This window comes from Comamonas thiooxydans, from assembly GCF_000964545.1.
In the GTDB taxonomy this organism is placed as follows: Bacteria; Pseudomonadota; Gammaproteobacteria; order Burkholderiales; family Burkholderiaceae_C; genus Comamonas; species Comamonas thiooxydans.
In genome coordinates this window covers 405,703-428,772 of sequence record NZ_BBVD01000004.1, presented here as the reverse complement: position 1 = coordinate 428,772, position 23,070 = coordinate 405,703, and the positions used below count along the sequence as shown (strand labels likewise).

Sequence of the window (23,070 nt, the reverse complement as noted above, 5' to 3'; positions counted from 1 at the left end):
CCCTCAAGGAGTCCCCATGAATACGCAGACAGCATTCACCCAACGGGCCCGCGCATTCACCCTGGCGTTGATGGCACTGGGCACGGCCTCGGTCGCCATGGCGCAGGCCGGCAGCAGTACCGGCTCCAGCACAGGCGTGACCAATATGAGTGCGCCCCGAAGTGCGGCGGTGACGCCCACTGCAACAGCTCATGCAGCAGTGACGCAGACACCGGCTCCCGGCAACGCTTCCCTGACACCACCCGCAAGCAATCGTGTGGGCGATGCCACCAGCTATCTGCTGGCGCTGCAGGCCAGTGGGCAGTACGCATCGCGCAATGCCTATCCCGTGACAAGCGATGTGGCCCAGCGTAGCTATCAGCGCTATCTGGAGAGCTTTACCCACAAGATCCCGGAAAGCGCGGAAACACAGGTGGGCAGCAAGACAGGTGGTAGCCGCTAAGCGGTCAGAGAGGTTCTCTGCATGCAGTCTTTTGCCAAAGGCCTGAGCCGTGTTCGCATCCGTCGCCAATCGGGCTCTGTGGCGACGCTGGGGGCGTTGTGGCTGATGATTGCCGTGATCTGCCTGGCAACCATCGATATCGGCAATGTGTTCTGGCAGAAGCGGGAATTGCAGAAGATTGCGGATCTGGCCGCGTTGGCGGGGGCTTCCGTGAGCAGCATGCAGGACTGTGCCGCCAGCGCGCAGAACAATGCCTTTCAGAATGGCGCGAAAACCCAGGAGATCACAGCCGAGTGCGGGAACTGGAACAAGAACCGTACAGGAGCTACCGCCAGCGACATGTTTGCTGTGGGGCAGAACCCCTTCAATGCGAGCCGGGTGCAGTTGAGCCGGAGCGTGCCTTTCTTCTTCGTCTGGGAGACCGGCGCAAATGGCTCCAGAGTGGTGACGGCCAAGGCTGTGGCCTGGCGCCCTCAGCAGGCGGCGGCCTTGACCATCCGCACGACCCTGGCCCAGATCAGCACCACGCAGTCGTCCGTTCTGAACGCGCTTCTGGGCGGCCTGCTGGGCTCCAATATCAACCTGGACGTAGTGGGCTGGAATGGGCTGCTGGGCACGCAGGTCAATCTGCTGCAGTTTCTGGATCTGCTGGCTCCGCGCCTGGGGATCCAGGCAGGGAACTATGATCAACTGGTCAACGCCGATGTGACCGTGGGCGTATTGTTGCAAACCATGGTGGACGCCGTGCAGCAAAGTGCGGGCACTGCCAGCGTGACGCTGCAGGCGCTCAATCAATTAGTGGGAGCCACACTGGGCGCTCCGGCATTGACGCTCAGGCTTTCGCAACTGCTCAATTTGCAGACCGGGCTGGATTCGTCGGCGCTGAATCTGGGTCTGAATGCCTTTGATCTGGTGCAGGGCTTCATACAGGTCGGCAACGGCAATAGCGCCGTCTCTGCAGCCGTGGCGGTGCCCATTCCCGGCCTGCTGAATCTCAATGTCTTTGCCAAGGTGATAGAGCCGCCACAGATGTCATCCGTGGGGGATCCGGCACGGGCCAAGCTCGCCCCTCTGGGCGCCGATCGCATCTATGTGCGCACCGCACAGGTGCGTGTGCTGGCATCGGTGAATATGCCGGGGCTCAGTATTCTGCAGCCCGTTGATGCGTTGCTCAAAACATTAGGCCCGGCCATCAGTCTGGTGAATCTTTTGCTTGGCAATGCGGATGGATATGTCGATCCGGTCACTCTGCTTTCGCCTTCGCTGGCTCCTTTGCGGCTGGATCTGAGCCTGGACCTCGGCGGAGGCCAAGCCTATGTGACGGATTACAGCTGTGCTGCGGGCAGCAAGAAACTGGTGACCAATGCGCGCACGGCGGCGGCCGATATCCATCTCGGCCGTTTGGGCAACTCTCTGACTGAGGCCAAAAATCAGGTTTTTGGCAGCAAGGCACCGCTCCAGAACGCGGCCCTGCCGGTGCTGCGCCTGGACTGCATAGGGTGCGACGGTTTTGGCAAGCCCACGCCCCAGTATTTTGGCGGGCTAGGTATCAAGGTCGATACTCCCGTAGCCGAAAACACCAACCCGCAATTCACCTTCGACAACCCACCGCGCCTGGGCGACAGTCCCTTGTGGCAAGCGTTGCCCGCCAACAATATTGTGGGCAGCCTGGGGGCTACGGTCAGCAGCCTGAATCTGCTGCAGACTCTGCCCAGTGATCCCCGGGCCAGCCCTGGCGGAATCCAGGCGCTGCTTGGTGTCGTAAGTGGGGTGCTGAGCACCTTGCTAGGCTTGTTGCAAGGCATTGTCCAGGGCTTGCTGTCCCCGTTGCTGGACCCGCTGCTCAATGCACTGCTCAAGGCCCTGGGTATCAATCTGGCGCAGACGGAGATCGACGCGCAGCTCAGCTGCGGCCTGCAACCGCAACTGGTGTACTGAGGTCGTCAACCGCCTATGAGTTTGAGCAACTGCTGCAGCGCATGACGTACGGACGACCGGCGCACCTGCACCCGACCGCCTTCGAGCAGCAGCGCATGGGATTGAACCTCGGCGTTCAAGCTCCAGCTGAACCAAACCGTCCCCGCCGGCTTTTCGACCGATCCACCTCCAGGCCCGGCAATCCCCGTCACGGCAATGCTGACCTGGGCGCGTGAGTGACGGATGGCGCCTTCAGCCATGGCGCGCACGACTTCCTCGCTGACGGCACCGTGCTTTGCGATCAGCCCGGCAGGCACGCCCAGCATCTCGGTCTTGGCCTCGTTGGAGTAGGTCACGAAACCACGTTCGAACCATTGGCTGGAGCCTGCGAGATCGGTGCAGGCTGCGGCAATCATGCCGCCGGTGCAGCTTTCGGCGGTGGCCAACATCCAGCCTTTTTCGGTCAGTCTGGCCGCCAGCTGCTGAACCAGTTCTTCGATATTGGCTTCTTGTTTGCTCATCGTCTCCTCCAGGACTCATGCGGTCAGAAGAAATGTCGCCAGAGGGCCACGACCAGCAGGGTGCAGAAGGCAGCAACCAGGTCATCCCACATGATTCCCCAGCCGCCGCGCGGGCCGAAGCCTTTGAACAGGCGGTCGGCCCATTTGACGGGCTGGGGCTTGACGGCATCAAAAAAGCGGAACAGCGCAAAGCAGGTCAGCTGACCCCAGAAACCCATGGGCATGCACAGCCACAGAACAATCCACATGGCGACCACTTCGTCCCAGACGATATGGCCGGGGTCGGCCACGCGCATATGCTTTGCGGTGACGGTGCAGGCCCACCAGCCCACGGGAATGCTGGCGGCAATCAGCCAGCCGATCTGTGCCGGGCTCAGCCACAGTGCCAGCACCAGATAGGCCAGCCAGGCCCACAGGCTGCCCACCGTGCCGGGGGCGACGCGGGGCAGGCCGGAGCCAAAGCCCAGAGCAATCAGATGGGCCGGGTGTTGCAGCATGAACTTCACGCTGGGGTGGGCGATTCCCGCCGCATTCATGCCGGGACGTGCTTTGTTATTGATAGCTGCTTGCGCAATATCGGCAGGCGCTGCAGCGCTGTTTGATGAGTCATCCGTCATGGCGTGATGATAAGCGCAGGCTTATTGCAGTCCGGTGATGGGCTGGTTTTCGGGAAAGCGGATCTGGTGCGTGGCCTGGAACTGCGCCGTGCTGCGGGCGGCCAGATTCTGCTCCCAGGCAACCATGCCGTTTTGCGCATTCCAGCTGGTGGTGGCTGGCTGCGGGCTGTACTGCGACTGCACCTTGATCTGCTCATTGCGCGAAACAGGGGCCGAGTCCAGCACCTGCAGCGCGATGGGCTGGTTGTGACGGTTTTCGACGGCGTAGCTGCGCACGATGCTGCGCTCAGTCTTGCTGCTGACCCAGCCGCCGCTGCCGGTATGGCTTTGCGCAGGCAGGCGGCGTACCACCACGTTGTCATCGCGGCCAAAAGACAGTCCTTGCGCCAGTGCCTGGGCATTGCCAAAGTCCAGTCTGCCATTGCCAACCAGCGCCTCGTCACGGAACAGTGCTACCGGGCCCGCCGGCCAGATGCCTGGCGGAGCCTGTAGCGTGGCAATCAGATAGGCCGCCTCTTCCATGGCCGGCGCGGTGCGGGTCAGCAAGCTGGTGGCCAGATTTTCCTGACCTAGCGACAGCGTGATGCGCTCGGCGCTGGAGGGCACGCTGATCTTGTACGGCACGATGAATTGCGTGCTGTAGGCCGTGTTGATGCTGGAGACATCGAGCACCGGCAAGTCCGGTGCCACTGCCTCTTCGCGCATTGCCCGGGCTCCGCTGCGCGCCATCATGGTGACGGGGGCTGGTGCCGGTGCGGCGGGGGGCAGTGGCTGGGCGATATCCACCGACCAGGGGCGCGGCATGACACCCTGGGTGCTGCGGCTGGGTTGGCCGGTGGACAGGCGCAGGCGCACATTGCTCCAGTCCTCGCCACTGGCCTGCACGACCAGGGCCTGGCGCTCCAGCTGCACCTGCTGCTTGGTGGTGTTCAACTGAGCGCGGTAGCTAGGCTGCCAGCTGGGGCCACGCACCTGATAGCTCAGGCGCACATTGGCAGCGCGTGCGCTGGCCAGCTGCACGCTGACTTTCATGACCTGAGACTGCTCGGAGCCCGTGCGATCGCGCTCCTGGCGCAGAGGCTGCAACTGCGCCAGCAGATCCTGCTTCTGGCGCTGAATCTGGTGAGCACGCAGGCTGTTGTCGCGGCTGGTCTGGCGCAGGGCCTGACTGGTGCCGGCGATCTGAGCGGGGCTGATTCTGGCTTCGTCGCCGGGCTTGCTCATGCCCTGCAGAAAATCGCCCACCAGCCTGGCTGCTCCTTCTTCGGCCTCGATGTTTGCGAGCTGATCCTCAAGACTGCGAATCTGCTGGTCCAGCGGGCTGGTGCATTCCTTGGCAGCCATCTGCCTGGACTGCATCAGGGTCTTGATCTCACCCACGCGCACGCCTTCGTCTCCGCTGATCTGCAGGCTTTGCGTATCCACGCTGGCGGGCAGGCATTCAAAGCTGAGCAGGCGGATCTGGGCTTCGATGCGTGCCTCGCGCTGTACGGCGGCGATGCCGGGATAGAGCGTAACTTCTGTGATGGGCGCGCGATTGCCAGAGACACTGAGGCTGCTGGCGTCGGCCAGGGCGAGCCCGGGCAAAGCAGCTGCGACACAGACCATGGATACGGGCAGAAGACGGCTTGAACGCATTGGGCAGCTCTTGTGGATAGCGAGGGCTTGAGCTTAACCCAGGGCTCTTGGCGCGCCGCTTGTCAGGTGCCGGCCGCCTCCTGCCCGCGTGCTCGGCGTTCAGCTGCCGAAGTGGTCGAAGGATTTCCAGCGGTTTTGCAGCAGGGCTCCGTCTGCGTCGATCACGCGCAGGCCCGGCTCGGCATCGATGCGGCCTATGCGATGCACAGTCGTGCCGCTGGCAGCGCCTGCAGCCAGCACGTCGGCATGCCGGGCTACGGGGGCAGTAAAACACAGCTCGTAGTCATCGCCGCCGGCCAGTGTGCATTGCAGTTGCAGCTTTGAATCGAATTGCCATGCATCGCTTTGCGGATAGGCGGCTGCGGCCATCAAGGGCGTGGTGCAGCGGCTGTCTACCGTGGCGCCGACGCTGGACAGCTCCAGGATATGGCCGAGATCGCCGAGCAGACCGTCGCTGACATCCAGCGCGCTGCTGGCAATGCCGCGCAGCGCCAGGCCCAGGGCCACGCGCGGCGTGGGCGCTTCCAGCCGCTGGCGGGCCTGCTGCAGCAGCTCGGCAGGCAATTGCACGCGGCCCAGCATGGCCTCCAGTGCTAGGCGTGCATCGCCCAGATTGCCGCTGACCCAGATCTCATCGCCGGCCCTGGCGCCGCTGCGCAACAAGGCCTGGCCGGCAGGGACTTCGCCGAACACGGTAATACAGATATTGAGCGGTCCGCCCGTGGTGTCGCCGCCGATGAGTTCGCAGTCATGGGCATCGGCCAGGGTCAGCAGGCCAGTTGCAAATTCGCTGATCCAGGCCTCGTCGGCACGGGGCAGAGACAGGGCCAGCGTGAACGCCAGAGGCCTGGCGCCGCTGGCGGCCAGGTCGCTGAGATTGACGGCCAGAGCCTTGTGACCCAGCAGGCGCGGGTTCACGTCGGCAAAGAAATGGCGGCCCTCGACCAGCATGTCGCTGGAGATGGCCAGCTGCATGCCGGGGGCCGGGGCCAGCAGCGCGCAATCGTCGCCCACGCCCAGGGCGGCGCGACGTACGGGGCGTTGGAAGTAGCGGCGGATCAGATCGAATTCACCCATGAAGTCTCTGGCCGCCCGCGATGCTGCGGCCTGGTGGCCGCTGGTCGGCGGCGGTTAAAGGTCAAGGCCAGAAAAAGCTCAGCGGCCTGCGCCAGAAGCGCTGGCGTATCGCCTTGTAGATGCGCGAGCGGTCCACGCCGCTGACGTTGTGGGCACGCAGGGCGACGCGGAAAGCCAGATAGAAGCTCACCCCCACATTCAGCGCCGCATTGAAGGGCAGCATGGCCACGGCCCACCACAGCAGATCGTCATGCAGCACCTCCCAGCCCAGCGATGCTACGGCGACGCCGATCTGGCCCGTGGACAGGGTGACGTGGCGCACTTCCAGTCCCAGGCCGAAGAAGGCCGCAAATGCAGGCACCAGGCCCAGCATGAAACCCAGCGAGATATTGGATGCCAGGCTGGAGACATTCTTGCGCAAGAAGCTTGCCCAGCGATCCGCGCGGCCCGTGCCCAGAAAGCGAGTGATGCGCGGGTTGTAGCGAATCACCGAATCGATGTTGCGCAGCACAAACCAGTTCTCCGCACCGCCGGCAATCAGGCTGCTGACAAACAGCAGCACGCCGGTAAAGGCGGCGAAGAGCACCGACGGCCCCAGCAGACTCAGCGAGTCCAGCACCTGGCGCGCATGCGGGGTGCTGAGCGCCTGATGACCGACAAGATAGGCATAGCCCAGCGACAGCAGCAACGCACCGGGGAAGACGATGAGCACGTTGCCCAGAATGGCCGCCACCTGGGAGCGCACCAGATGGGCGACTTCGTCGACGAACTCCTGGATGGAGCCATCACTTTGGATGTCCTTGAGCTTGGCCGCCATGGCCGGCGCCGTCATGGCCGGCTGCTTGGTGGCCACCGTGAAGTGCAGCATCTGGATCAGCACAAAGCTGATGGCGTAGTTGAAGCCCGCAGCCAGTCCCGACCAGAAGACGGACAGGCCCAGCGCATACAGTGCAAACTTGGCCAGCGTGGTGAAGGCCATCACAAAGCCGCCACCCGCGGCCTTGGCAACCATCTTGCGGTATTCGCTGCCGTCGCGGGTGATGTAGTGCTCGCCGGTTTCGGCACTGCGCTCGGCCACCTTGGCGGCCAGCAGCGACGAGTTGGTGGACATCAGCGCACGCACGCTGCGCCGCTCTATGCCCACGGCCACCAGGTTGGAGAGCAGCTCTGACGTTTCGTAGGCGCGGTCTTCTGCCAGCAGGCAATCGAGCAGGCGGCGAATGCGCAGAATGCGCGCACGCACCTGGCGCAGGCGGAAGATCAGGCCGACTGAAATGCCTTCGGCCTCGACATAGGAGTAGACCGACGATACGGCGGCGCGGCAGGCCTCGAGCCGTTCGCGCAGCTGGGCGGCTGCGGCGTCGCGCCTGTCGGTGGTGCGCAGCGGCAGCATGACCTCCACACGCAGGTTCTCCACATCGTGGATCAGCGCATGAAACGGTTTTTCCTCGCGTGCCTGCTCACTCATGCGCAGACGCAGCTCTGGGGCAAACCCCGTGGAGAGAATCTGGCCCGCGCAATAGGTGATGGCATCCAGCAGGTTGCGCTCCCAGAAGCTCACACCTTCTTCGAGCTGTTGCGGGGTCAGCAAGGTGGTGATGCGGGCCATGAGTTGGCTGTCCAGCGCATGCAGCCAGCGGGCGTCGAAACGGTCGGGAAAGACCAGCATGAACAGCTCGGAGGCATCCTCGGTCTCGGGCGTGCTGGGCAGCAGCTTGTAGCGCAGGCGTTCGGCCACTTCGCTGGCCATAGCGGTGCGCGGGGCAAAGCCGAAATCGGCCAGCAGGGCGGTGATGTCCACCGTCTCCATCAGCGTCTGGCTCCAGCGGCGCAGCCGGGCCAGGGCCTCGGGATCGGCCTCGAAGGCCTCGACGATCTGTTTTACGCGCTGCACGGCGCCTTCGACAGAGGGTTCGGCTGCGCGTATCCATTCGGCCAGATGGATCAGCCACAGATGGCGTTGCGCAAGGCCTGCATCGGGGTCCAGGGACGCCAGCAGGCCGGGCAGGTCAAGAGTGCTTTTCTTCATGCAAATGTGGGTGCTTGCCTCAGTGCAGAACGCGCTTCTCAGGCATGGGCATGGGGTCGCCGGACTCATTCATCTGCAATACGAAGAGCGGAATCTCGCACTCGAAGGTCTCGCCCTCGTGGTTCACGCAGAGATAGCTGCCGCGCATGGTGCCCGTGGGCGTGCGCAGTTGGCAGCCGCTGCTGTATTCAAAGGATTCACCAGGCTGCAGCAGCGGCTGTCGGCCCACCACGCCCAAGCCTTTGACCTCTTCGACATGGCCCAGCTCGTTGGTGATGATCCAGTGCCGCGCAATCAGCTGCGCCGGCACCTCACCCGTGTTGGTGACGGTAATGGTGTAGGAAAACACATAGACGCCGGCGGCCGGGGCAGATTGCTCAGGCAGGTAGGCGGGCTGGACTTGGACCAGAAACTCATTCATCGGCATGAGCTAATGGTAACTGCGACAATTGCAATCCATGAGCCCCACCTACCGTATTGCCCCCTCCATCTTGTCAGCCGACTTCGCCCGTCTGGGTGAAGAAGTGCGTAATGTCATTGCGGCCGGCGCCGACTGGATCCACTTTGACGTGATGGACAACCATTACGTGCCGAATCTGACCTTCGGCCCCATGATCTGTCAGGCTTTGAAGCCCCATTCGGTCACACCCGATGGCAAGCCCGTGCCCATCGACGTGCATCTGATGGTGCAGCCCGTGGACGATCTCGCCACGGCCTTTGCCAAGGCAGGAGCGGACTACATCAGCTTCCACCCCGATGCATCGCCGCATGTGCACCGCAGCGTTCAGAACATCAAGGCCCACGGCTGCAAGGCCGGTCTGGTGTTCAATCCCGCCGCGTCGCTGGAGGTGCTGGACTGGATGATCGAAGACATCGACCTGATCCTCTTGATGAGCGTGAACCCTGGCTTCGGCGGTCAAAGCTTTATTGATAGCACGCTGCGCAAGATCGAAAAGGCCCGCAAGTTGATCGATGCTTCTGGCAAAGACATTCGCCTGGAAGTGGACGGCGGCATCAAGGAAGCCAATATCCGCGCCGTGGCCGATGCCGGTGCCGACACCTTTGTGGCTGGCAGCGCCATCTTCGGCAAGCCGGATTACAAGGCTGTCATCGACACCATGCGCAAGAATCTTGCCTGACTCCCGCTTAAGGCGCTGCGCCCCGCAGCTCCTTTGCACTGAGGCGGCGAAGCCGCCCAGGTCTGGCTCGATGTCCTGGCTTCGGCTGCGCTCGATGCAAGAGCGCGGCTTTTGGAGTCGGGGCATGGAAGTTTTAGTGTTTTTGGCTGCAAGCCCAGTATTGAAAAGCGCATGCAGCTATTGAATTGATAGTTGTATGAAGCTGAATCTGCCTGCTCCCGCCGCCGCCCTGGAACTGGATGCCGTCATGGTCGACCTCGATGGCACCATGGTGAATACGCTGGGCGACTTTGCCGAAGCGCTCAACCGCATGCTGGCCGATCTGCAACTGCCGGCCATCAAACCGCAGATCATCGAAAACATGGTGGGCAAGGGCAGCGAGCATCTGATCCGTTCCGTGCTGGCGCATGTGGAGGCCATGGATATCGATGCCCTGTATCCTCGGGCTTGGCAGCGTTACGAACACCATTACCTGGCCATCAACGGCCAGTTTGCCGATGTCTACCCTGGCGTGGCCCAGGGTCTGCAGGCTCTGCGCTCCCGGGGCCTGCGCATGGCCTGCCTGACCAACAAGCCTCTGTCCTTTGCCCAGCCCCTGCTGGCCGCCAAGGGGCTGGACGGCTTTTTCGACTGCGTGTTCGGTGGCGACTCCTTCCCGCGCAAAAAGCCCGACCCCATGCCGCTGGTCGAAACCTGCAAGGCCTTGGGCAGCGAACCCGCGCGCACGCTGATGGTGGGCGACTCCAGCAACGATGCCCAGGCTGCCCATGCCGCCGGCTGCCCCGTGGTGCTGATGACCTACGGCTACAACCACGGCCAGCCCATCACGGCTGTCGAGGCCAGGGCTCATCTGGATTCCCTGGCGCAACTTGCAGTGTGATGCTGTCTGTTGGTCTGCATATCTGGCAAGAAAGAGTGCGGATAAGCATATTTGCTAGAGTCATTTGCTTTGTTTGAACCAATGTCGGCTCGTGCATCGCCTTGCAGCCGGCAGAGAACGAAGGGGGACTCACGCCACATGCACGGACTGCACCTGACTGCTGACCTTTACCAATGCGCAGGTTCCGAGCGCTACATGCTCGATGCCGATGCCATCGCCGGGCTTTGCCGCGAACAGACTGCGGCCTCGGGGCTGACCCTGGTGGATGACACCTGGGTAAAGTTCCCGCCCTATGAAGGCCAGCCCGGTGGGGTGACGGGTACGGTGCTGCTGGCAGAGTCCCATCTGGCCATACATACCTGGCCCGAGACGGGCAGTGTCACGATTGACGTCTATGTGTGCAATTTTTCCGCCGACAACTCGGGCAAGGCCCGTAGGTTGATGGAAGGCGTGATCGACGCTTTCGCGCCCCGAAAGGTGTTGCGCCAGCAATTGATGCGCGGCGACATCGGCATGGCGCAGCCGGCAGACCACGACGTGGGCCCCGCACCCGAGCCCGAATCCGGCTGGGCCATGGAGCAGCTCACGCCCCATGCGCGCTTTGGTTACCGCGCCACGGCGCTGCAGACGCAGCAGACGCCCTATCAGAAGCTGGATCTATTGCAGACGCCGCAGTTCGGCAAGGTGCTGCGTCTGGATGATTGCTTCATGACCTCCGAGGGCGAGGAGTTTTTCTATCACGAGGCGCTGGTGCATCCGGCCGCCATGGCCCACCCCGCGCCGCGCAAGGCCTTGATTCTGGGAGGCGGCGATGGCGGGGCCGCGGAGGAGCTGCTCAAGCACCCGAGCATCGAGCGCGTGGTGCTGGCCGAGCTGGACGAGGCCGTGGTGCAGTTCTCGCGCCAGCATCTGCAAGCCGTACATCGCGGCGCGCTCGATGATGCCCGTGTTGAGGTCTGCATAGGCGATGGTCTGGCACTGATGGAGGCAACGGATGAGCGCTTTGATCTGGCACTGATGGATTTGACCGATCCCGATACCCCGGCCAGCGCCTTGTATGCGCCGGACTCGCTGGCACGCATGAAGCGTGTGCTGGCGCCGGGCGGCGCGCTGGTGCTGCATCTGGGTAGTCCCGTTTTCCACGGCCCGCAGGTGGCCGAGCTGGTGCGCAGCCTGCGTCAGCAGTTTGCCGTGGTGCGCTGCTACGGCCTCTATATTCCGCTTTACGGCGCTTACTGGGGGCTGGCCGTGGCCTCCGATGAGCTCGATCCGCTGGAGCCGAAGGCGCAGCAGCTGGCCGAACGCCTCAGGCAGCGCAAGGTGCGGGATCTGCAGTATTACAACGAGCAGGTGCACGGCGCGCTGTTTGCGCTGCCCAACTATTACCGCGAGCTGCTCAAGTGAGTCAGCCGGCCTCGCCCAGCAGTGCTTTCTTGAGCTGCTGATCGGCGGGCTTGGGACCCAGCCAGATGCCCAGCAGGGCGTTGAAGAACTCGGGCTCCTTGAAAGCCTCGCCCTGAGGCTGGCCCTTGACGGTCACGATGGCGCCCTGGCCGGGCAGCCAGTCCACCATGAAGCTCTCGCCCGCAAGCAGTTTTTTGTGCTGGGTGAAGATCTCGCTCATGCGCATCACCCCCGGAATCAGCTTGGAGAAGGCGGCGCGCTCCATATTGTCTTCCATGCCGCGCGAGAACAGCTTGCCCAGCTCGGCCGAGTCGATATCGCGCAGCATGGTCACGCTGATACGCTTGGGGCCGGGCAGGGCGGCGATCTCCTGCAGGCTGCGCGCCGGCTTTTCCAGGTACAGGCCGGCGGTATAGACCTTGAAAACAGCCTTGTAGCGGGTTCCTGCGCCATTGAGTTCCAGCGTCCTGCCCTGGGACTGCAAGCTGGGGGCATAGATGACACCGTGAAGTTTCACGGGCTCGGAGGGCATGCCTTGTGCCTGAGCGGCCGGGCAGGCAAGAGCGGCTGCCAGCAGCAAGGCTGGCATCAAACGGGCACTGGGCATGGCGGTCTCCTCGTGATTTCCGGTCGAGCAGTTCTGGTGACCGCTTCGCTTGCACGCCGTGGGCGAGCGTTCCGGTAAAAAACGGTATGTTTGTTTTTGTCCGCGATGGCTGCAATCAGGTCTGTCCCCAGCAAAGGGGGAGTTGCACGGCATCGGAGCGCTATTGTTTGCGCGGCGGCGCTATGCGCTACACTGTCCGCATCATGTTCATTCATCGCACGTTCAATGCAGGTTGTGGAGACCGGGGAGCCTGGCCCTGGCGTAAGCCTGCACATCCGAACTGCTGAAGCACCCGGCACGAGCCCGGCGTGCACCCCGCGGCCCCATGCGTTGCATACTTCGGGCCAATTGGAATGAACCGGCGCATCCTCTCTTCAAACGCGTCATCTGCCCGTAATCAATCCGTGCAGATGCACCATGCGCCATGACTACCGGAGCTTCTCCCGTGATCACGGAACTGGAATTCAAATCGCTTGCGGCCCAAGGCTATAACCGCATCCCCCTGCTGATCGAGGCCTTTGCCGACCTCGAAACCCCGTTGTCCCTCTATCTCAAGCTGGCCCATGCCAATGGCGACGGCAAGTACAGCTTCTTGCTGGAATCCGTCGTCGGCGGCGAGCGCTTCGGCCGCTACAGCTTCATCGGCCTGCCGGCACGCAGCTTTGTGCGTGCCTCGGGCTTTGGCACTGAAGCCAAGACCGAAGTCGTGACCGATGGCAAGGTGGTGGAGACAGCAGGCGGCAATCCGCTGGACTTCATCGCGGCCTATCAGCAGCGCTTCAAGGTTGCCGTCACGCCCGGCATGCCGCGTTTTTGCGGTGGTCTGGCCGGCTATTTCGGCTATGACGCCGTGCGCTACATCGAGAAAAAGCTGGAGAACAGCTGTCCGCCCGACAGCCTGGGCACGCCCGACATCATGCTGCTGCAGTGCGAAGAGGTGGCCGTCATCGACAACCTCTCGGGCAAGCTTTACCTCATCGTCTACGCCAATCCCGGCGAGGCCGAAGCCTATACCCGCGCCAAAAAGCGCCTGCGCCAGCTCAAGGACCAGCTGCGCTATTCCGTCAGCGCGCCGCAGATCCGTGCCGGCGAGAGCTATCCCGCAGAGCGCAGCTTCGACAAGCAGGACTATCTGGACGCCGTGCAAAAGGCCAAGGAGCTGATTGCGGCGGGCGACTTCATGCAGGTGCAAGTGGGCCAGCGCATTCACAAGCGTTTCACGGCCTCGCCGCTGTCGCTGTACCGCGCGCTGCGCTCGCTCAACCCCAGCCCCTATATGTACTTCTACCATTTCGGAGATTTCCATGTGGTGGGGGCCAGCCCGGAGATTCTGGTGCGCCAGGAGCGCACGCCCGATGGCCAGAAGGTCACGATTCGCCCCCTGGCCGGAACCCGTCCGCGCGGCAATACGGTGGAGGCCGACAAGGCCACCGAGCAGGAGCTGATTGCCGATCCCAAGGAGCGTGCCGAGCATGTGATGCTGATCGATCTGGCGCGCAACGATATCGGCCGCATTGCCAGGACCGGCAGCGTCAAGGTGACCGAAGCCTTTGCCGTGGAGCGCTACAGCCATGTCATGCATATCGTGAGCAATGTGGAAGGCATCTTGCAGGACGGCATGGACAATATGGATGTCTTCAAGGCCACCTTCCCCGCAGGCACGCTGACGGGCGCTCCCAAGGTGCATGCCATGGAAATCATCGACCGGCTCGAACCCAGCAAGCGCGGCATCTACGGCGGCGCCTGCGGCTATCTGAGCTTTGCCGGCGACATGGATCTGGCGATTGCGATCCGTACCGGCGTCATCAAGGACAACGTGCTCTATGTGCAGGCCGCTGCCGGCGTGGTGGCCGACTCCGTGCCCGAGCTGGAGTGGAGAGAGACCGAGCACAAGGCCCGCGCCCTGCTGCGCGCCGCAGAACTGGTTGAGGAAGGTCTGGAATGAGCCAAGCCATTGATCTGGTGCAGCACTGCACCACCATGGAAGATGTGCGCCGCAATGTGAATGCGCTCGACGATGTGCTGGTACCGCTGCTGGTCACCCGCATCGGCTATATGCAGCAGGCAGCGCGCATCAAGGGTGATGCGAGCCAGGTGCGCGATGAGGCGCGTATCGAAGCCATCGTCAGCCGCGTGCGTGAGCGCACGGCGCAGGAGGGCGGCCAGCCCGATGTGATGGAGACCGTCTATCGCGCACTGATGGAAGCCTGCATCGACTACGAACACCAGGAATTTGCGCGTCTGCGTGAACCCAGGAAATCAGGGGAGTAAGACCATGAAACTGCTGATGGTCGATAACTACGACAGCTTTACCTACAACATCGTCCAGTACTTTGGCGAGCTGGGCGCGGAGGTGACCGTGGTGCGCAATGACGAAACCACGGTGGCCGAAGTCGAGGCGCTTATCGCGCGCGAAGGCATCGAGCGGCTGGTAATCTCGCCCGGCCCCTGCTCGCCCAACGAGGCGGGCATCTCGGTGGCGGCGATCAAGCATTTCGCGGGCAAGCTGCCGATTCTGGGTGTCTGCCTGGGTCACCAGAGCATTGGCGCGGCCTTTGGCGGCGACATCATCCGGGCGGGCCAGCAGATGCATGGCAAGACCAGCGTGATCAGCACCGACCAGAAGGGCGTGTTTGCCGACCTGCCAAGGCAGTTCACGGTCAACCGCTATCACTCTCTGGTCATAGACCGCAGCACGCTGCCCGAGTGCCTTGAAATCACGGCGACCAGCGAAGATGGTGAAATCCAGGGGGTGCGCCACCGCGAGCTGGCCATCGAGGGAGTGCAGTTCCACCCCGAGAGCATTCTGACCGAGCATGGTCATGCCATGCTGAAGAACTTTCTCGATCAGAAATAACAGCCGATTTATTGATAGCTGCTAGCGCATGTAATTGCTTGATTTCAGATTGAAAACAATAGGAATGCAAGTGAAGGAAAGCGTAAGCAGCTCTCAAAAATATAGAGAGATATTGCAATGATCACTCCCCAGGAAGCGCTGCAGCGGACCATCGAGCATCGTGAAATCTTCCATGACGAAATGCTGCATCTGATGCGCATGATCATGCGCGGCGAGCTCTCGCCCGTGATGACGGCCTCCATCATCACCGGCCTGCGCGTGAAGAAGGAAACCATTGGCGAGATCTCGGCTGCGGCCGAGGTGATGCGTGAGTTCTCCAACAAGGTGAACGTGCACGACAAGAGGAATCTGGTCGATATCGTCGGCACCGGCGGCGACGGCGCCAACACCTTCAACATCTCCACCTGCTCGACCTTTGTGATTGCGGCGGCGGGCGGCAAGGTGAGCAAGCATGGCGGACGCAGCGTCAGCAGCAAGTCGGGCAGCGCCGATGCCATGGAGGCGCTGGGCGTCAACATCAACCTCAACGCCGCACAGATCGCCGATTGCATACGCGATGTGGGCATAGGCTTCATGTTTGCGCCCAACCATCATCCGGCCATGAAGAACGTGGCACCTGTGCGCAAGGAACTGGGCGTGCGCACCATCTTCAACATCCTGGGCCCGCTTACCAACCCGGCATCTGCGCCCAATATCCTGATGGGCGTGTTCCACGAAGACTTGGTCGGCATTCAGGTGCGTGCCCTGCAGCGCCTGGGTGCCGAGCATGCGCTGGTCGTCTACGGCCGCGACGGCCTGGATGAGATCAGCCTAGGCGCGGGCACGCTGGTCGGCGAGCTCAAGGACGGCGTGGTGCGCGAGTATGAAGTCCATCCCGAGGACTTTGGTCTGCGCATGGCTGGCACGCGTTCGCTCAAGGTCGAGAATCCCGAGGAGTCCAAAGCCATGCTGATGGGCGTGCTGCAGGGGGACCAAGGCCCGGCACGCGATATCGTCTGTCTCAACTCCGGCGCCGCCCTGTATGCCGCCAATGTGGCAGGCTCTATCGAAGAGGGCCTGGAGCGTGCGCAACAGGCCATCGATAGCGGCGCGGCACTGGCCAAGCTCAAGGAGCTGGTGGCCTATTCGCAAAAGCTCGGCCAGGCAGCGGCATGAGCCTGCTGGATGCGCCCATCTGGAGTGATGCCGGCACCTGGGTCGTGCTGGGCATCTCCCTGCTGTTCATCGTGGTGGGCATAGGCATGCACCGCGTCATCGTGAAGGTCTTGCGCGGCCCGGCAGATGCCGCCACCAACAAGGAAAACCATGTCTGACATTCTCAAGAAAATCTGCGACGTCAAGGTCCAGGAAGTTGCTGCCGCCAAGAAGGCCGTGCCGTTTGCCGAGATGCGCCGCGATGCGGAAAGCCGTGTCTCCACGCGCGATTTCGTGGGCGCCATCCGTGCCAAGATTGCCAAGGGACAGGCCGGCGTGATTGCCGAAGTCAAGAAGGCCAGCCCCAGCAAGGGCGTGATCCGTCCCGACTTCGATCCTGCCGATATCGCCCAGAGCTATATGGTGGGCGACGGCAAGATCAGTGCGGCCTGCCTGTCGGTGCTGACTGATCGCCAGTTCTTCCAGGGGCAACCCGACTATCTCAAGCAGGCCCGCGCGAGCACGCTGCTGCCGGTGCTGCGCAAGGACTTCATGGTCGACCCCTATCAGATCTACGAATCGCGGGTGATGGGCGCCGACTGCGTGCTGTTGATCGCTGCCTGCCTGGACGATGCGCAGATGGCGGAGATGGAGCAGATTGCGCACAGCCTGGACATGGATGTGCTGGTGGAAGTGCATGACGGCGAGGAGTTGCAGCGCGCTCTCAAGCTCAAGACGCCGCTGGTGGGCATCAACAACCGCAATCTGCGTACATTCGAGGTCGATATTCAGACCACGATTGCGCTCAAGAAGGATGTGCCCGCCGATCGCCTGCTGGTGACCGAGTCCGGTATCCTGAGCCGCGACGATGTGAAGACCATGCGTGACGCCGGCATTGACGCCTTCCTGGTGGGCGAGGCCTTTATGCGTGCCCGCGAGCCGGGCGAGGCCCTGGCCCAGTTGTTTCAGTGAGCGATTGGCTGCTGTGCAGGTTCAGCGCAGAACCTGCACATCGGCATCCAGAAAATAGCCGGCACCACGCTTGGTCTTGAGCAGCGTGGGCGCGCGGCTCGATACTTCGACCTTGCGGCGCAAGCGCAGCATCTGCACATCAATGGCACGGTCAAAGACATCGTCTTCGGCCTGCGTCAGATCCATGATCTGCTCACGGCTCATGATTTGCCTGGGACGTTTGAGCAGGGCCAGCAGCAGCGCGAACTCGCTCTTGGTCAGTCCCACCTCATGCCCGGCAGCGCTGATGAGGCTGCGCGAGCGCAGCCTCAACTCCCAGTCGGCAAACTTGAAGCCCTGGGGACTCAAGGTGAACGCAGGGCGGGCGCAGGAAAAGAAGGCCTGCGCGGCAGAGGCTTGTGAGTGACTGGCAGAAGATGTGTGCATGAATAACTCCTTGTGAGCCTGAGCCGCCAAGTGGTCAGCTATGTTGGAATCGATTCTTTGCAAATTGTCAGAATGTGTCACTCACTGAAATCAGGTATTTTGAGCCTCAAAATAGGTAGGAACCCTTGAGGAAATCATTCGAGGTGACTCTGGAAGTTGAGAGAATCCACGCATGAACTTCACTAGTCAGAGCATGAGTGCCAACACCGCTGCGCCTACCCAGTTGATGAGTGCAGATCCGCAGGACTGGCCTGTCTCGCCAGACTGGCAAGCCGTTGTCGACTCTTTCTTTGCAGGGAGCACAGGCCAGGGCTTGCTGCAGTTTTTGCAGCAAAGACTGGGTGCAGGGGCCGTGATTTTCCCGCCCAAACCTCTGCGGGCCCTGGAATTGACACCCGCCGAGGAGGTGCGTGTCGTGATCCTGGGGCAGGACCCCTATCATGGTCGTGGGCAGGCCGAGGGTCTGGCATTTTCTGTAGCACCCGGGGTGCGCGTTCCGCCATCGTTGCAGAACATCTTCAAGGAAATGCAGCGCGAACTGGGCACGCCGTTTCCGGCGTTTCCCCAGCCAGGCGGCAGCCTGGTGAGCTGGGCTCAGCGTGGTGTACTGCTGCTCAACACCAGCCTGACGGTGGAAGAAGGGCAGGCCGCAAGCCATGCCAAAAAAGGCTGGGAAGAGCTGACCGATGCCATCATCCGACATGTCGCCGAGCAGGGGCGGCCCACGGTCTTCATGCTCTGGGGCTCGCACGCCCAGTCCAAGCGTGTGTTCATTCCTCAGGATCGTGGTCATCTGGTGCTGATGAGCAATCACCCTTCACCGCTATCGGCCCTGAGGCCTCCCGTGCCCTTTATCGGTAACGGACACTTCGGCAAGGCCAGGGAGTTCAAGCTCAGACACGGCTATTGAGATGGCCAGATTGGGCTGTCTCAGCGCTTTTCCCTGATTCCAAGCCAGACGCCCGTCAGGCCGCTGAGCGTCACCACCGTCATTCCGAGCAGCGATGTGCTGTCGGGAAGCTGCCCGAAAAACAGCCAGCCCATCAGCATGGCAAAGCCGATCTGGCTGTAGAGGAAAGGTGCCACGGTTGCGGGCGTGGCGTGGGTGTATGCCTGCAGCAGCATCAGGTGGCCAATGCCGCTGCAAAGGCCCATCACAGCTGCTGCTGCGTAGATCTGCCAGTCATCGATGGGCTGCCATACAAAGCCTATGAGAGGCGTGGTCAGCAGCAAGGGCAGCCAGGTCGAGTAAAGCTGGGTGGTTGGAGGTGAATCCAGGCGCGACAGGCGACTTCCTAGGACCTGGTAGGTGGTGCCAGATACCAGCAGACCAACCGGCCACAGGGCGGCCAGGCCCAAGGGCTGTCCATCGTTTTCCGGTCGGACGATGGCAATCACTGCCAGCAGACCGATCACCAGCAGCGACCAACGGGCAGGACTGACCTGCTCTTTGAAAAATAGCGCCGAGGCCACCACGATAAAGAGCGGCGCTGCTGACCAGATGGCCGTGAAATTGGCCAAAGGCATGTTCTTTATGCAGAAGAAGGCGCAGACCGTGGTCAACAGCCCCGAGATCGCGCGCAGCAGCTGAAACCTCAGGTTCCGGGTTTTCAGTGCCGAAAGGCCGTGCCGAGGCAAAACCAGCACGCTGGTGACCAGAGCCTGGGCCGTGAAGCGCAGCCACAGAACCATGAGAACCGGAAGCAGCGTTCCCGTGAACTTGGTGGCGCTATCCAGAACGGCAAACAGCGCACAGGCGAATATGGTGAGCAGAACACCGCGGATGGCTGATTGCGCTGACGTGGAAAGTGTGGGAGAGAGCCAGCTGGGAAGCATGTCCGTAGCGATTTGCGACAAGAGAAGCGAGGAATTCTAGGGGGATGAAGTTGTCGGCTCTGGTTGTGACGCCCATAAAAATGCCCGCACTGTTAGATGCGGGCACTGGATGGGGTGAAGAAGGATTACCAGGGCATGGCGTTACGAATACGCGCAATTTTTTCGGCCTGCTCGGTCGAGGACTCCTTGGCGGTGCGCAGCGCTTGTCGGATGAAGACAAACAGCAGCAGCAGGAAACCGGTACCCACGGCCGCACCAATGGCCAGCATGGGCTTCTTGGGCTTGATGGAGCGCTCGGGCAGGGTCGGCATCTGGATCACATCGTCGTTGTCCAGGCCGCCGAGGCGACGCTCCATGTCCAGAATCCCCTTCTGGCGATTGCTGTTGGCTGTCAGCAGTTCGCCATAGAGGCGGCTGGTGGCTTCGGTGACACTTTTTCCAGAAGAGAGATTGGCAGAAGTGTCATGCTCCAGCTTGAGCGATTCCTCCAGGCGTGTCTTCTCGGAGGCCAGTTGCACCTCCAGCTGCTTTTTTTCCAGACCGCGTGGCTTGCTCAGAGGAAACAAGGTGTCCAGCAGTGCCTGGTTGAGCTTTTGAGCCGCTTCGGGCGATTTGGCCTGGGTTGAAATATTCAGCAGCTTGTCCTGCTTGCCGACATTGACGGTGATGCGCTTGCTGAGTTTTTTATAGATTTCTTCCTTGGTCAGGCCATCGTCCAGGCCTGCAACGGGGGCAAGCTGATGCAGCACGTCAGCAGACATGACCAGGCTGGCGGCCATGGGGGCGGTAAAGCTGGAGCCGGGACGCTCCACCTGAACCGATGCGCTGCTCTCGTAGGTCTTGGGGATCACCAAGCCGATTCCGTAAGCCGCAATGCCAGCCAATAGCGGGCCGAAAATCAGAATTTTCCAGTTTTCTGCGAGTGTGACCAATAGATCCAGCAGATCCAACTCTTCATCTTGTGGGGTTTGAACTTCCATTGATTTTTTCTAAATGAATAAGCACTTTGACAAAACGATGAAATCTACCACTAAGAAAAGATTGGACCCAGTGTTTCTGTAACTCCTTATGCCAGGAGCCGGCACGGCGGCTCCAGTGTGTTGCAGATCAGCGCTGGCGCTCCAGCAGCATGGAGTCTCCATAGCTGAAGAAGCGGTAGTGCTGGGCAATCGCATGCTGATACATGCCCATGATGTGCTCATAGCCCGCAAAAGCGCTGACCAGCATCATCAGCGTGCTTTTGGGCAGATGGAAGTTGGTGATCAGCATGTCCACCACCTGGTACTGAAAGCCCGGTGTGATGAAGATGCTGGTGTCGCCGCTGATATTGCCGTACTTGGCCCAGGACTCCAGCGTGCGCACCGTGGTGGTGCCCACGGCAATGATGCGGCCACCGCGCTGGCGGCAGCGCTCCATGGCAGCCAATGTGGGCAGGGGAATGTCGTACCACTCGCTGTGCATGGTGTGGTCGGCAAGGTTTTCGGTCTTGACGGGCTGGAAGGTGCCGGCTCCCACATGCAGGGTGACGCTGGCGCGTTCCACGCCCTTGGCTTGCAGGGCGGCCAGAACGGTCTCGTCGAAATGCAGGGCGGCGGTCGGTGCGGCTACGGCACCAGGGTGGGCTGCGAACACGGTCTGGTAGCGCTCGCTGTCTTCTTTCTCATCGGGATCATGCTCGGCGTTCTGCTGGCGCTCGATATAGGGCGGCAGCGGCAGATGGCCGAACTGCTCCAGCAATTCATAGGGCGATTCGCCCTGGTTGCCCTTGAAGGAAAGATGGAACAGCGGCCCGTTCTCGTCCGGCCAGCGGCCCAGCAGGGTGGCTTCGAAACCGCCGTTCTTGAGGCCGCCGCAAAGATGGATCTTGGCACCAGGCAAGGGCTTTTTGCTCACTCGCATATGGGCCACGACCTCGTTGTTCTGCAGCACGCGCTCGACCAGCAGCTCGATCTTGCCGCCGCTGGCCTTTTCGCCGAAGACGCGCGCCTTGATGACCTTGGTGTCGTTGAAGACCAGCAGGTCGCCGGGCTGCAGCAGATCGGGCAGTTCGCGGAAGATGCGGTCGGTGGCAGGGAGGCTGCGGCCGTCAAGCAGGCGCGAGGCGCTGCGAACGGCGGTGGGATGCTGGGCAATCAGGGATTCGGGCAGGTCGAAGTCGAAATCGCTGAGTGTGAATTCACGGGTGCAGGAAGACATGCGGTGCTTGAGGGCCGTACGAGGCCCGTTCCAAGTTCAATCAAACAAGTGGGCGATTGTCGCAAATCGCCATTAGGGCTGCCGGCTTCAGGGCTGAGCAGCAGCTGGATTCCAGAGCTCGTTGAGATTCCTGAAGGGCCAGTCGGCAGGGTCTTCGCGCCCGACTATGCTGTCGTTGGCATGTGGGCAGGCCAGGTCGAGAATCTCGGGCGTGATGCGGCGCTGCTGGCTGAGGCAGTAAAAGCGCCGCACTTTCGGGGTCAGCAAACAGGTCGGCGAGACATCCAGCACCACGGCAAGATGCTGCGACTGCAGCCGCACCAGCGAGCCCAGCGGGTAGATGCCCACCGTCTGGACAAACTGCTCGAAGATGGCCTTGTCGAAATGATGGGGCGCCCATTGCGCCATGCGCTGCAGCGCGATGGCCGGGTGCCAGCCCTGCTTGTAGGGGCGATCCGAGGTGATTGCGTCATAGACATCGCAGACTGCCGTCATGCGCGCCATCAGACTGATCTCGTCCTGCTTCAGTCCGTCGGGATAGCCCGTGCCGTCGACTTTTTCGTGGTGATGCAGGCAGGCGTCGGTAACGGCGTCGTCCAGCCCCTGAGGCAACAGGATTTCGTAGCCCCAGCGAGGGTGGGACTTCATGATGACCCATTCCTCGGCATCCAGCGGCCCAGGCTTGTTGAGAACATCCGGCGGCACTCTGCTTTTACCGATATCGTGCAGCAGGCCTGCGATACCGGCCTGATGCACCTGGTGCTCGTCCAGACCCATGCGGTGTGCCAGACCAATCATCAGCGCGCACACCGCAATGCTGTGCATATAGGAGTAGTTGTCCGCAGTCTTCAGACGCGCCAGGCTGATCAGGGCGTGGGGGTTGCGCTTGATCGACTCGGCCATCTTGTCGACCAGCAGACCTGAGGCAGGCAGGTCCAGCGGACGGCCCAGGCGAACGTCCTTGAACATGGTCTTGAGCACATCACGTGCCTGCCCAATGATCTGATGGGCCTGCTGCAACTCCACGTTGGTTCTGGTGGGCCGTACCGGCGAGCTGGGCACAGCTTCGTCGCCTGGCGACTCCAAGACTTCTGCGGGCGTGATGTCGGGGGCGATGTCGGCCCCCTTGCCGGTGTCTATCCACACCTGGCGGATGGTGGTGGCAAGCAGGCGTTCCAGGTCCCTGGGCTGATCGAGCAGGAGGCGGGTACGCAAAAAGGGGTGCTCCATCCACGAGCCGCAGAACTCGTGCACAAACATTCCCGGGCGCAGGTGCTCGACATCAACTCGCTTCAACATGGATTTACGAGGAAACACATAGTAACAAATTGGGAATGGTAGCGATTTTGACGTTATTGCGCTGGCGGCAGTTGTTTGC

General features: G+C 61.9%; 24 protein-coding genes. 12 read left to right on the top strand and 12 right to left on the bottom strand.

What is annotated here, in order from left to right; genetic code table 11:
• Positions 1 to 16: 16 nt before the first annotated feature.
• Entirely contained in the window at positions 17 to 442 is a 426-nt protein-coding gene (locus Cth01_RS07210) for a DUF3613 domain-containing protein (RefSeq protein ID WP_045838825.1), read from the top strand.
• 21 nt (positions 443 to 463) lie between these two features.
• Positions 464 to 2,380, top strand: coding sequence for a pilus assembly protein TadG-related protein (locus Cth01_RS07205; RefSeq protein ID WP_045838824.1), 1,917 nt, complete (start codon positions 464 to 466; stop codon positions 2,378 to 2,380).
• A 5-nt stretch (positions 2,381 to 2,385) separates the two neighbouring features.
• On the opposite strand, the gene Cth01_RS07200 is transcribed toward Cth01_RS07205, so the two are convergent.
• From Cth01_RS07200 to apaG, 6 genes are all read right to left on the bottom strand, one after another.
• Positions 2,386 to 2,880: a CinA family protein gene (locus tag Cth01_RS07200; protein ID WP_045838823.1), complete on the bottom strand. Its 495-nt coding sequence runs from the start codon at positions 2,878 to 2,880 to the stop codon at positions 2,386 to 2,388.
• Positions 2,881 to 2,903: 23 nt separating this feature from the next.
• On the bottom strand, positions 2,904 to 3,497 hold the full coding sequence (locus Cth01_RS07195) for a phosphatidylglycerophosphatase A family protein (protein WP_080745842.1): 594 nt from the start codon (positions 3,495 to 3,497) through the stop codon (positions 2,904 to 2,906).
• A gap of 21 nt (positions 3,498 to 3,518) precedes the next feature.
• Entirely contained in the window at positions 3,519 to 5,135 is a 1,617-nt protein-coding gene (locus Cth01_RS07190) for a DUF4139 domain-containing protein (protein WP_052703271.1), read from the bottom strand.
• Positions 5,136 to 5,234: 99 nt separating this feature from the next.
• Positions 5,235 to 6,212, bottom strand: coding sequence for a thiamine-phosphate kinase (gene thiL, locus Cth01_RS07185; protein WP_045838821.1), 978 nt, complete (start codon positions 6,210 to 6,212; stop codon positions 5,235 to 5,237).
• A gap of 61 nt (positions 6,213 to 6,273) precedes the next feature.
• Positions 6,274 to 8,241: a transporter-like protein TlpB gene (gene tlpB, locus Cth01_RS07180; RefSeq protein WP_012840120.1), complete on the bottom strand. Its 1,968-nt coding sequence runs from the start codon at positions 8,239 to 8,241 to the stop codon at positions 6,274 to 6,276.
• A 19-nt stretch (positions 8,242 to 8,260) separates the two neighbouring features.
• Positions 8,261 to 8,668, bottom strand: a complete 408-nt coding sequence (gene apaG / locus Cth01_RS07175) for a Co2+/Mg2+ efflux facilitator ApaG/CorD (protein WP_019043152.1) — start codon at positions 8,666 to 8,668, stop codon at positions 8,261 to 8,263.
• A 31-nt stretch (positions 8,669 to 8,699) separates the two neighbouring features.
• On the opposite strand from apaG, the gene rpe reads away from it, so the two are divergent.
• The 3 genes from rpe (at position 8,700) to speE (ending at position 11,664) form a co-directional block, all read left to right on the top strand.
• The gene (rpe, locus tag Cth01_RS07170) at positions 8,700 to 9,380 is read left to right on the top strand and encodes a ribulose-phosphate 3-epimerase (RefSeq protein ID WP_034355083.1); all 681 of its coding nucleotides are present in this window, start codon (positions 8,700 to 8,702) and stop codon (positions 9,378 to 9,380) included.
• A 196-nt stretch (positions 9,381 to 9,576) separates the two neighbouring features.
• On the top strand, positions 9,577 to 10,260 hold the full coding sequence (locus Cth01_RS07165; protein WP_034377360.1) for a phosphoglycolate phosphatase: 684 nt from the start codon (positions 9,577 to 9,579) through the stop codon (positions 10,258 to 10,260).
• 138 nt (positions 10,261 to 10,398) lie between these two features.
• Positions 10,399 to 11,664, top strand: a complete 1,266-nt coding sequence (gene speE, locus Cth01_RS07160; protein WP_034377359.1) for a polyamine aminopropyltransferase — start codon at positions 10,399 to 10,401, stop codon at positions 11,662 to 11,664.
• Between the two features lies 1 nt (position 11,665).
• On the opposite strand, the gene Cth01_RS07155 is transcribed toward speE, so the two are convergent.
• Positions 11,666 to 12,271: a chalcone isomerase family protein gene (locus Cth01_RS07155; protein WP_034355074.1), complete on the bottom strand. Its 606-nt coding sequence runs from the start codon at positions 12,269 to 12,271 to the stop codon at positions 11,666 to 11,668.
• 445 nt (positions 12,272 to 12,716) lie between these two features.
• Between Cth01_RS07155 and trpE the strand changes: the two genes are divergently transcribed.
• The 6 genes from trpE (at position 12,717) to trpC (ending at position 17,234) form a co-directional block, all read left to right on the top strand.
• Complete coding sequence (gene trpE / locus Cth01_RS07150; protein ID WP_034377358.1) at positions 12,717 to 14,216, top strand: anthranilate synthase component I; 1,500 nt, start codon at positions 12,717 to 12,719, stop codon at positions 14,214 to 14,216.
• On the top strand, positions 14,213 to 14,542 hold the full coding sequence (locus tag Cth01_RS07145; RefSeq protein ID WP_034377357.1) for a chorismate mutase: 330 nt from the start codon (positions 14,213 to 14,215) through the stop codon (positions 14,540 to 14,542). Before trpE ends, Cth01_RS07145 begins: the two co-directional genes overlap by 4 nt.
• 4 nt (positions 14,543 to 14,546) lie before the next feature.
• The gene (locus tag Cth01_RS07140; RefSeq protein WP_034355070.1) at positions 14,547 to 15,128 is read left to right on the top strand and encodes an anthranilate synthase component II; all 582 of its coding nucleotides are present in this window, start codon (positions 14,547 to 14,549) and stop codon (positions 15,126 to 15,128) included.
• Between the two features lie 111 nt (positions 15,129 to 15,239).
• The gene (gene trpD / locus Cth01_RS07135) at positions 15,240 to 16,283 is read left to right on the top strand and encodes an anthranilate phosphoribosyltransferase (RefSeq protein ID WP_122974404.1); all 1,044 of its coding nucleotides are present in this window, start codon (positions 15,240 to 15,242) and stop codon (positions 16,281 to 16,283) included.
• Complete coding sequence (locus Cth01_RS23955) at positions 16,280 to 16,441, top strand: hypothetical protein (protein ID WP_165572356.1); 162 nt, start codon at positions 16,280 to 16,282, stop codon at positions 16,439 to 16,441. Before trpD ends, Cth01_RS23955 begins: the two co-directional genes overlap by 4 nt.
• Positions 16,434 to 17,234, top strand: coding sequence for an indole-3-glycerol phosphate synthase TrpC (gene trpC, locus Cth01_RS07130; protein ID WP_034355065.1), 801 nt, complete (start codon positions 16,434 to 16,436; stop codon positions 17,232 to 17,234). Before Cth01_RS23955 ends, trpC begins: the two co-directional genes overlap by 8 nt.
• Positions 17,235 to 17,255: 21 nt before the next feature.
• On the opposite strand, the gene Cth01_RS07125 is transcribed toward trpC, so the two are convergent.
• A complete protein-coding gene (locus tag Cth01_RS07125) occupies positions 17,256 to 17,660 on the bottom strand; it encodes a winged helix-turn-helix domain-containing protein (protein WP_045838864.1) in 405 nt (134 codons plus the stop codon).
• 172 nt (positions 17,661 to 17,832) lie between these two features.
• Here Cth01_RS07125 and Cth01_RS07120 point away from each other — a divergent pair, with 172 nt between their 5' ends.
• On the top strand, positions 17,833 to 18,570 hold the full coding sequence (locus Cth01_RS07120; RefSeq protein ID WP_080745841.1) for a uracil-DNA glycosylase: 738 nt from the start codon (positions 17,833 to 17,835) through the stop codon (positions 18,568 to 18,570).
• Between the two features lie 20 nt (positions 18,571 to 18,590).
• Here Cth01_RS07120 and Cth01_RS07115 read toward each other — a convergent pair whose 3' ends face one another.
• The 4 genes from Cth01_RS07115 to Cth01_RS07100 form a co-directional block, all read right to left on the bottom strand.
• Positions 18,591 to 19,517 carry a DMT family transporter gene (locus Cth01_RS07115; protein WP_233425120.1) on the bottom strand — a complete coding sequence of 309 codons (927 nt, stop codon included), beginning with the start codon at positions 19,515 to 19,517 and terminating at the stop codon, positions 18,591 to 18,593.
• A gap of 104 nt (positions 19,518 to 19,621) precedes the next feature.
• Positions 19,622 to 20,476, bottom strand: a complete 855-nt coding sequence (locus Cth01_RS07110; RefSeq protein ID WP_034377353.1) for a Wzz/FepE/Etk N-terminal domain-containing protein — start codon at positions 20,474 to 20,476, stop codon at positions 19,622 to 19,624.
• 127 nt (positions 20,477 to 20,603) lie between these two features.
• Positions 20,604 to 21,692 carry a tRNA preQ1(34) S-adenosylmethionine ribosyltransferase-isomerase QueA gene (gene queA, locus Cth01_RS07105; protein ID WP_034377352.1) on the bottom strand — a complete coding sequence of 363 codons (1,089 nt, stop codon included), beginning with the start codon at positions 21,690 to 21,692 and terminating at the stop codon, positions 20,604 to 20,606.
• An 87-nt stretch (positions 21,693 to 21,779) separates the two neighbouring features.
• Positions 21,780 to 22,991 (bottom strand): HD-GYP domain-containing protein, encoded by a 1,212-nt coding sequence (locus Cth01_RS07100; RefSeq protein WP_034377351.1) that lies wholly within the window; start codon positions 22,989 to 22,991, stop codon positions 21,780 to 21,782.
• Positions 22,992 to 23,070 lie beyond the last annotated feature (79 nt).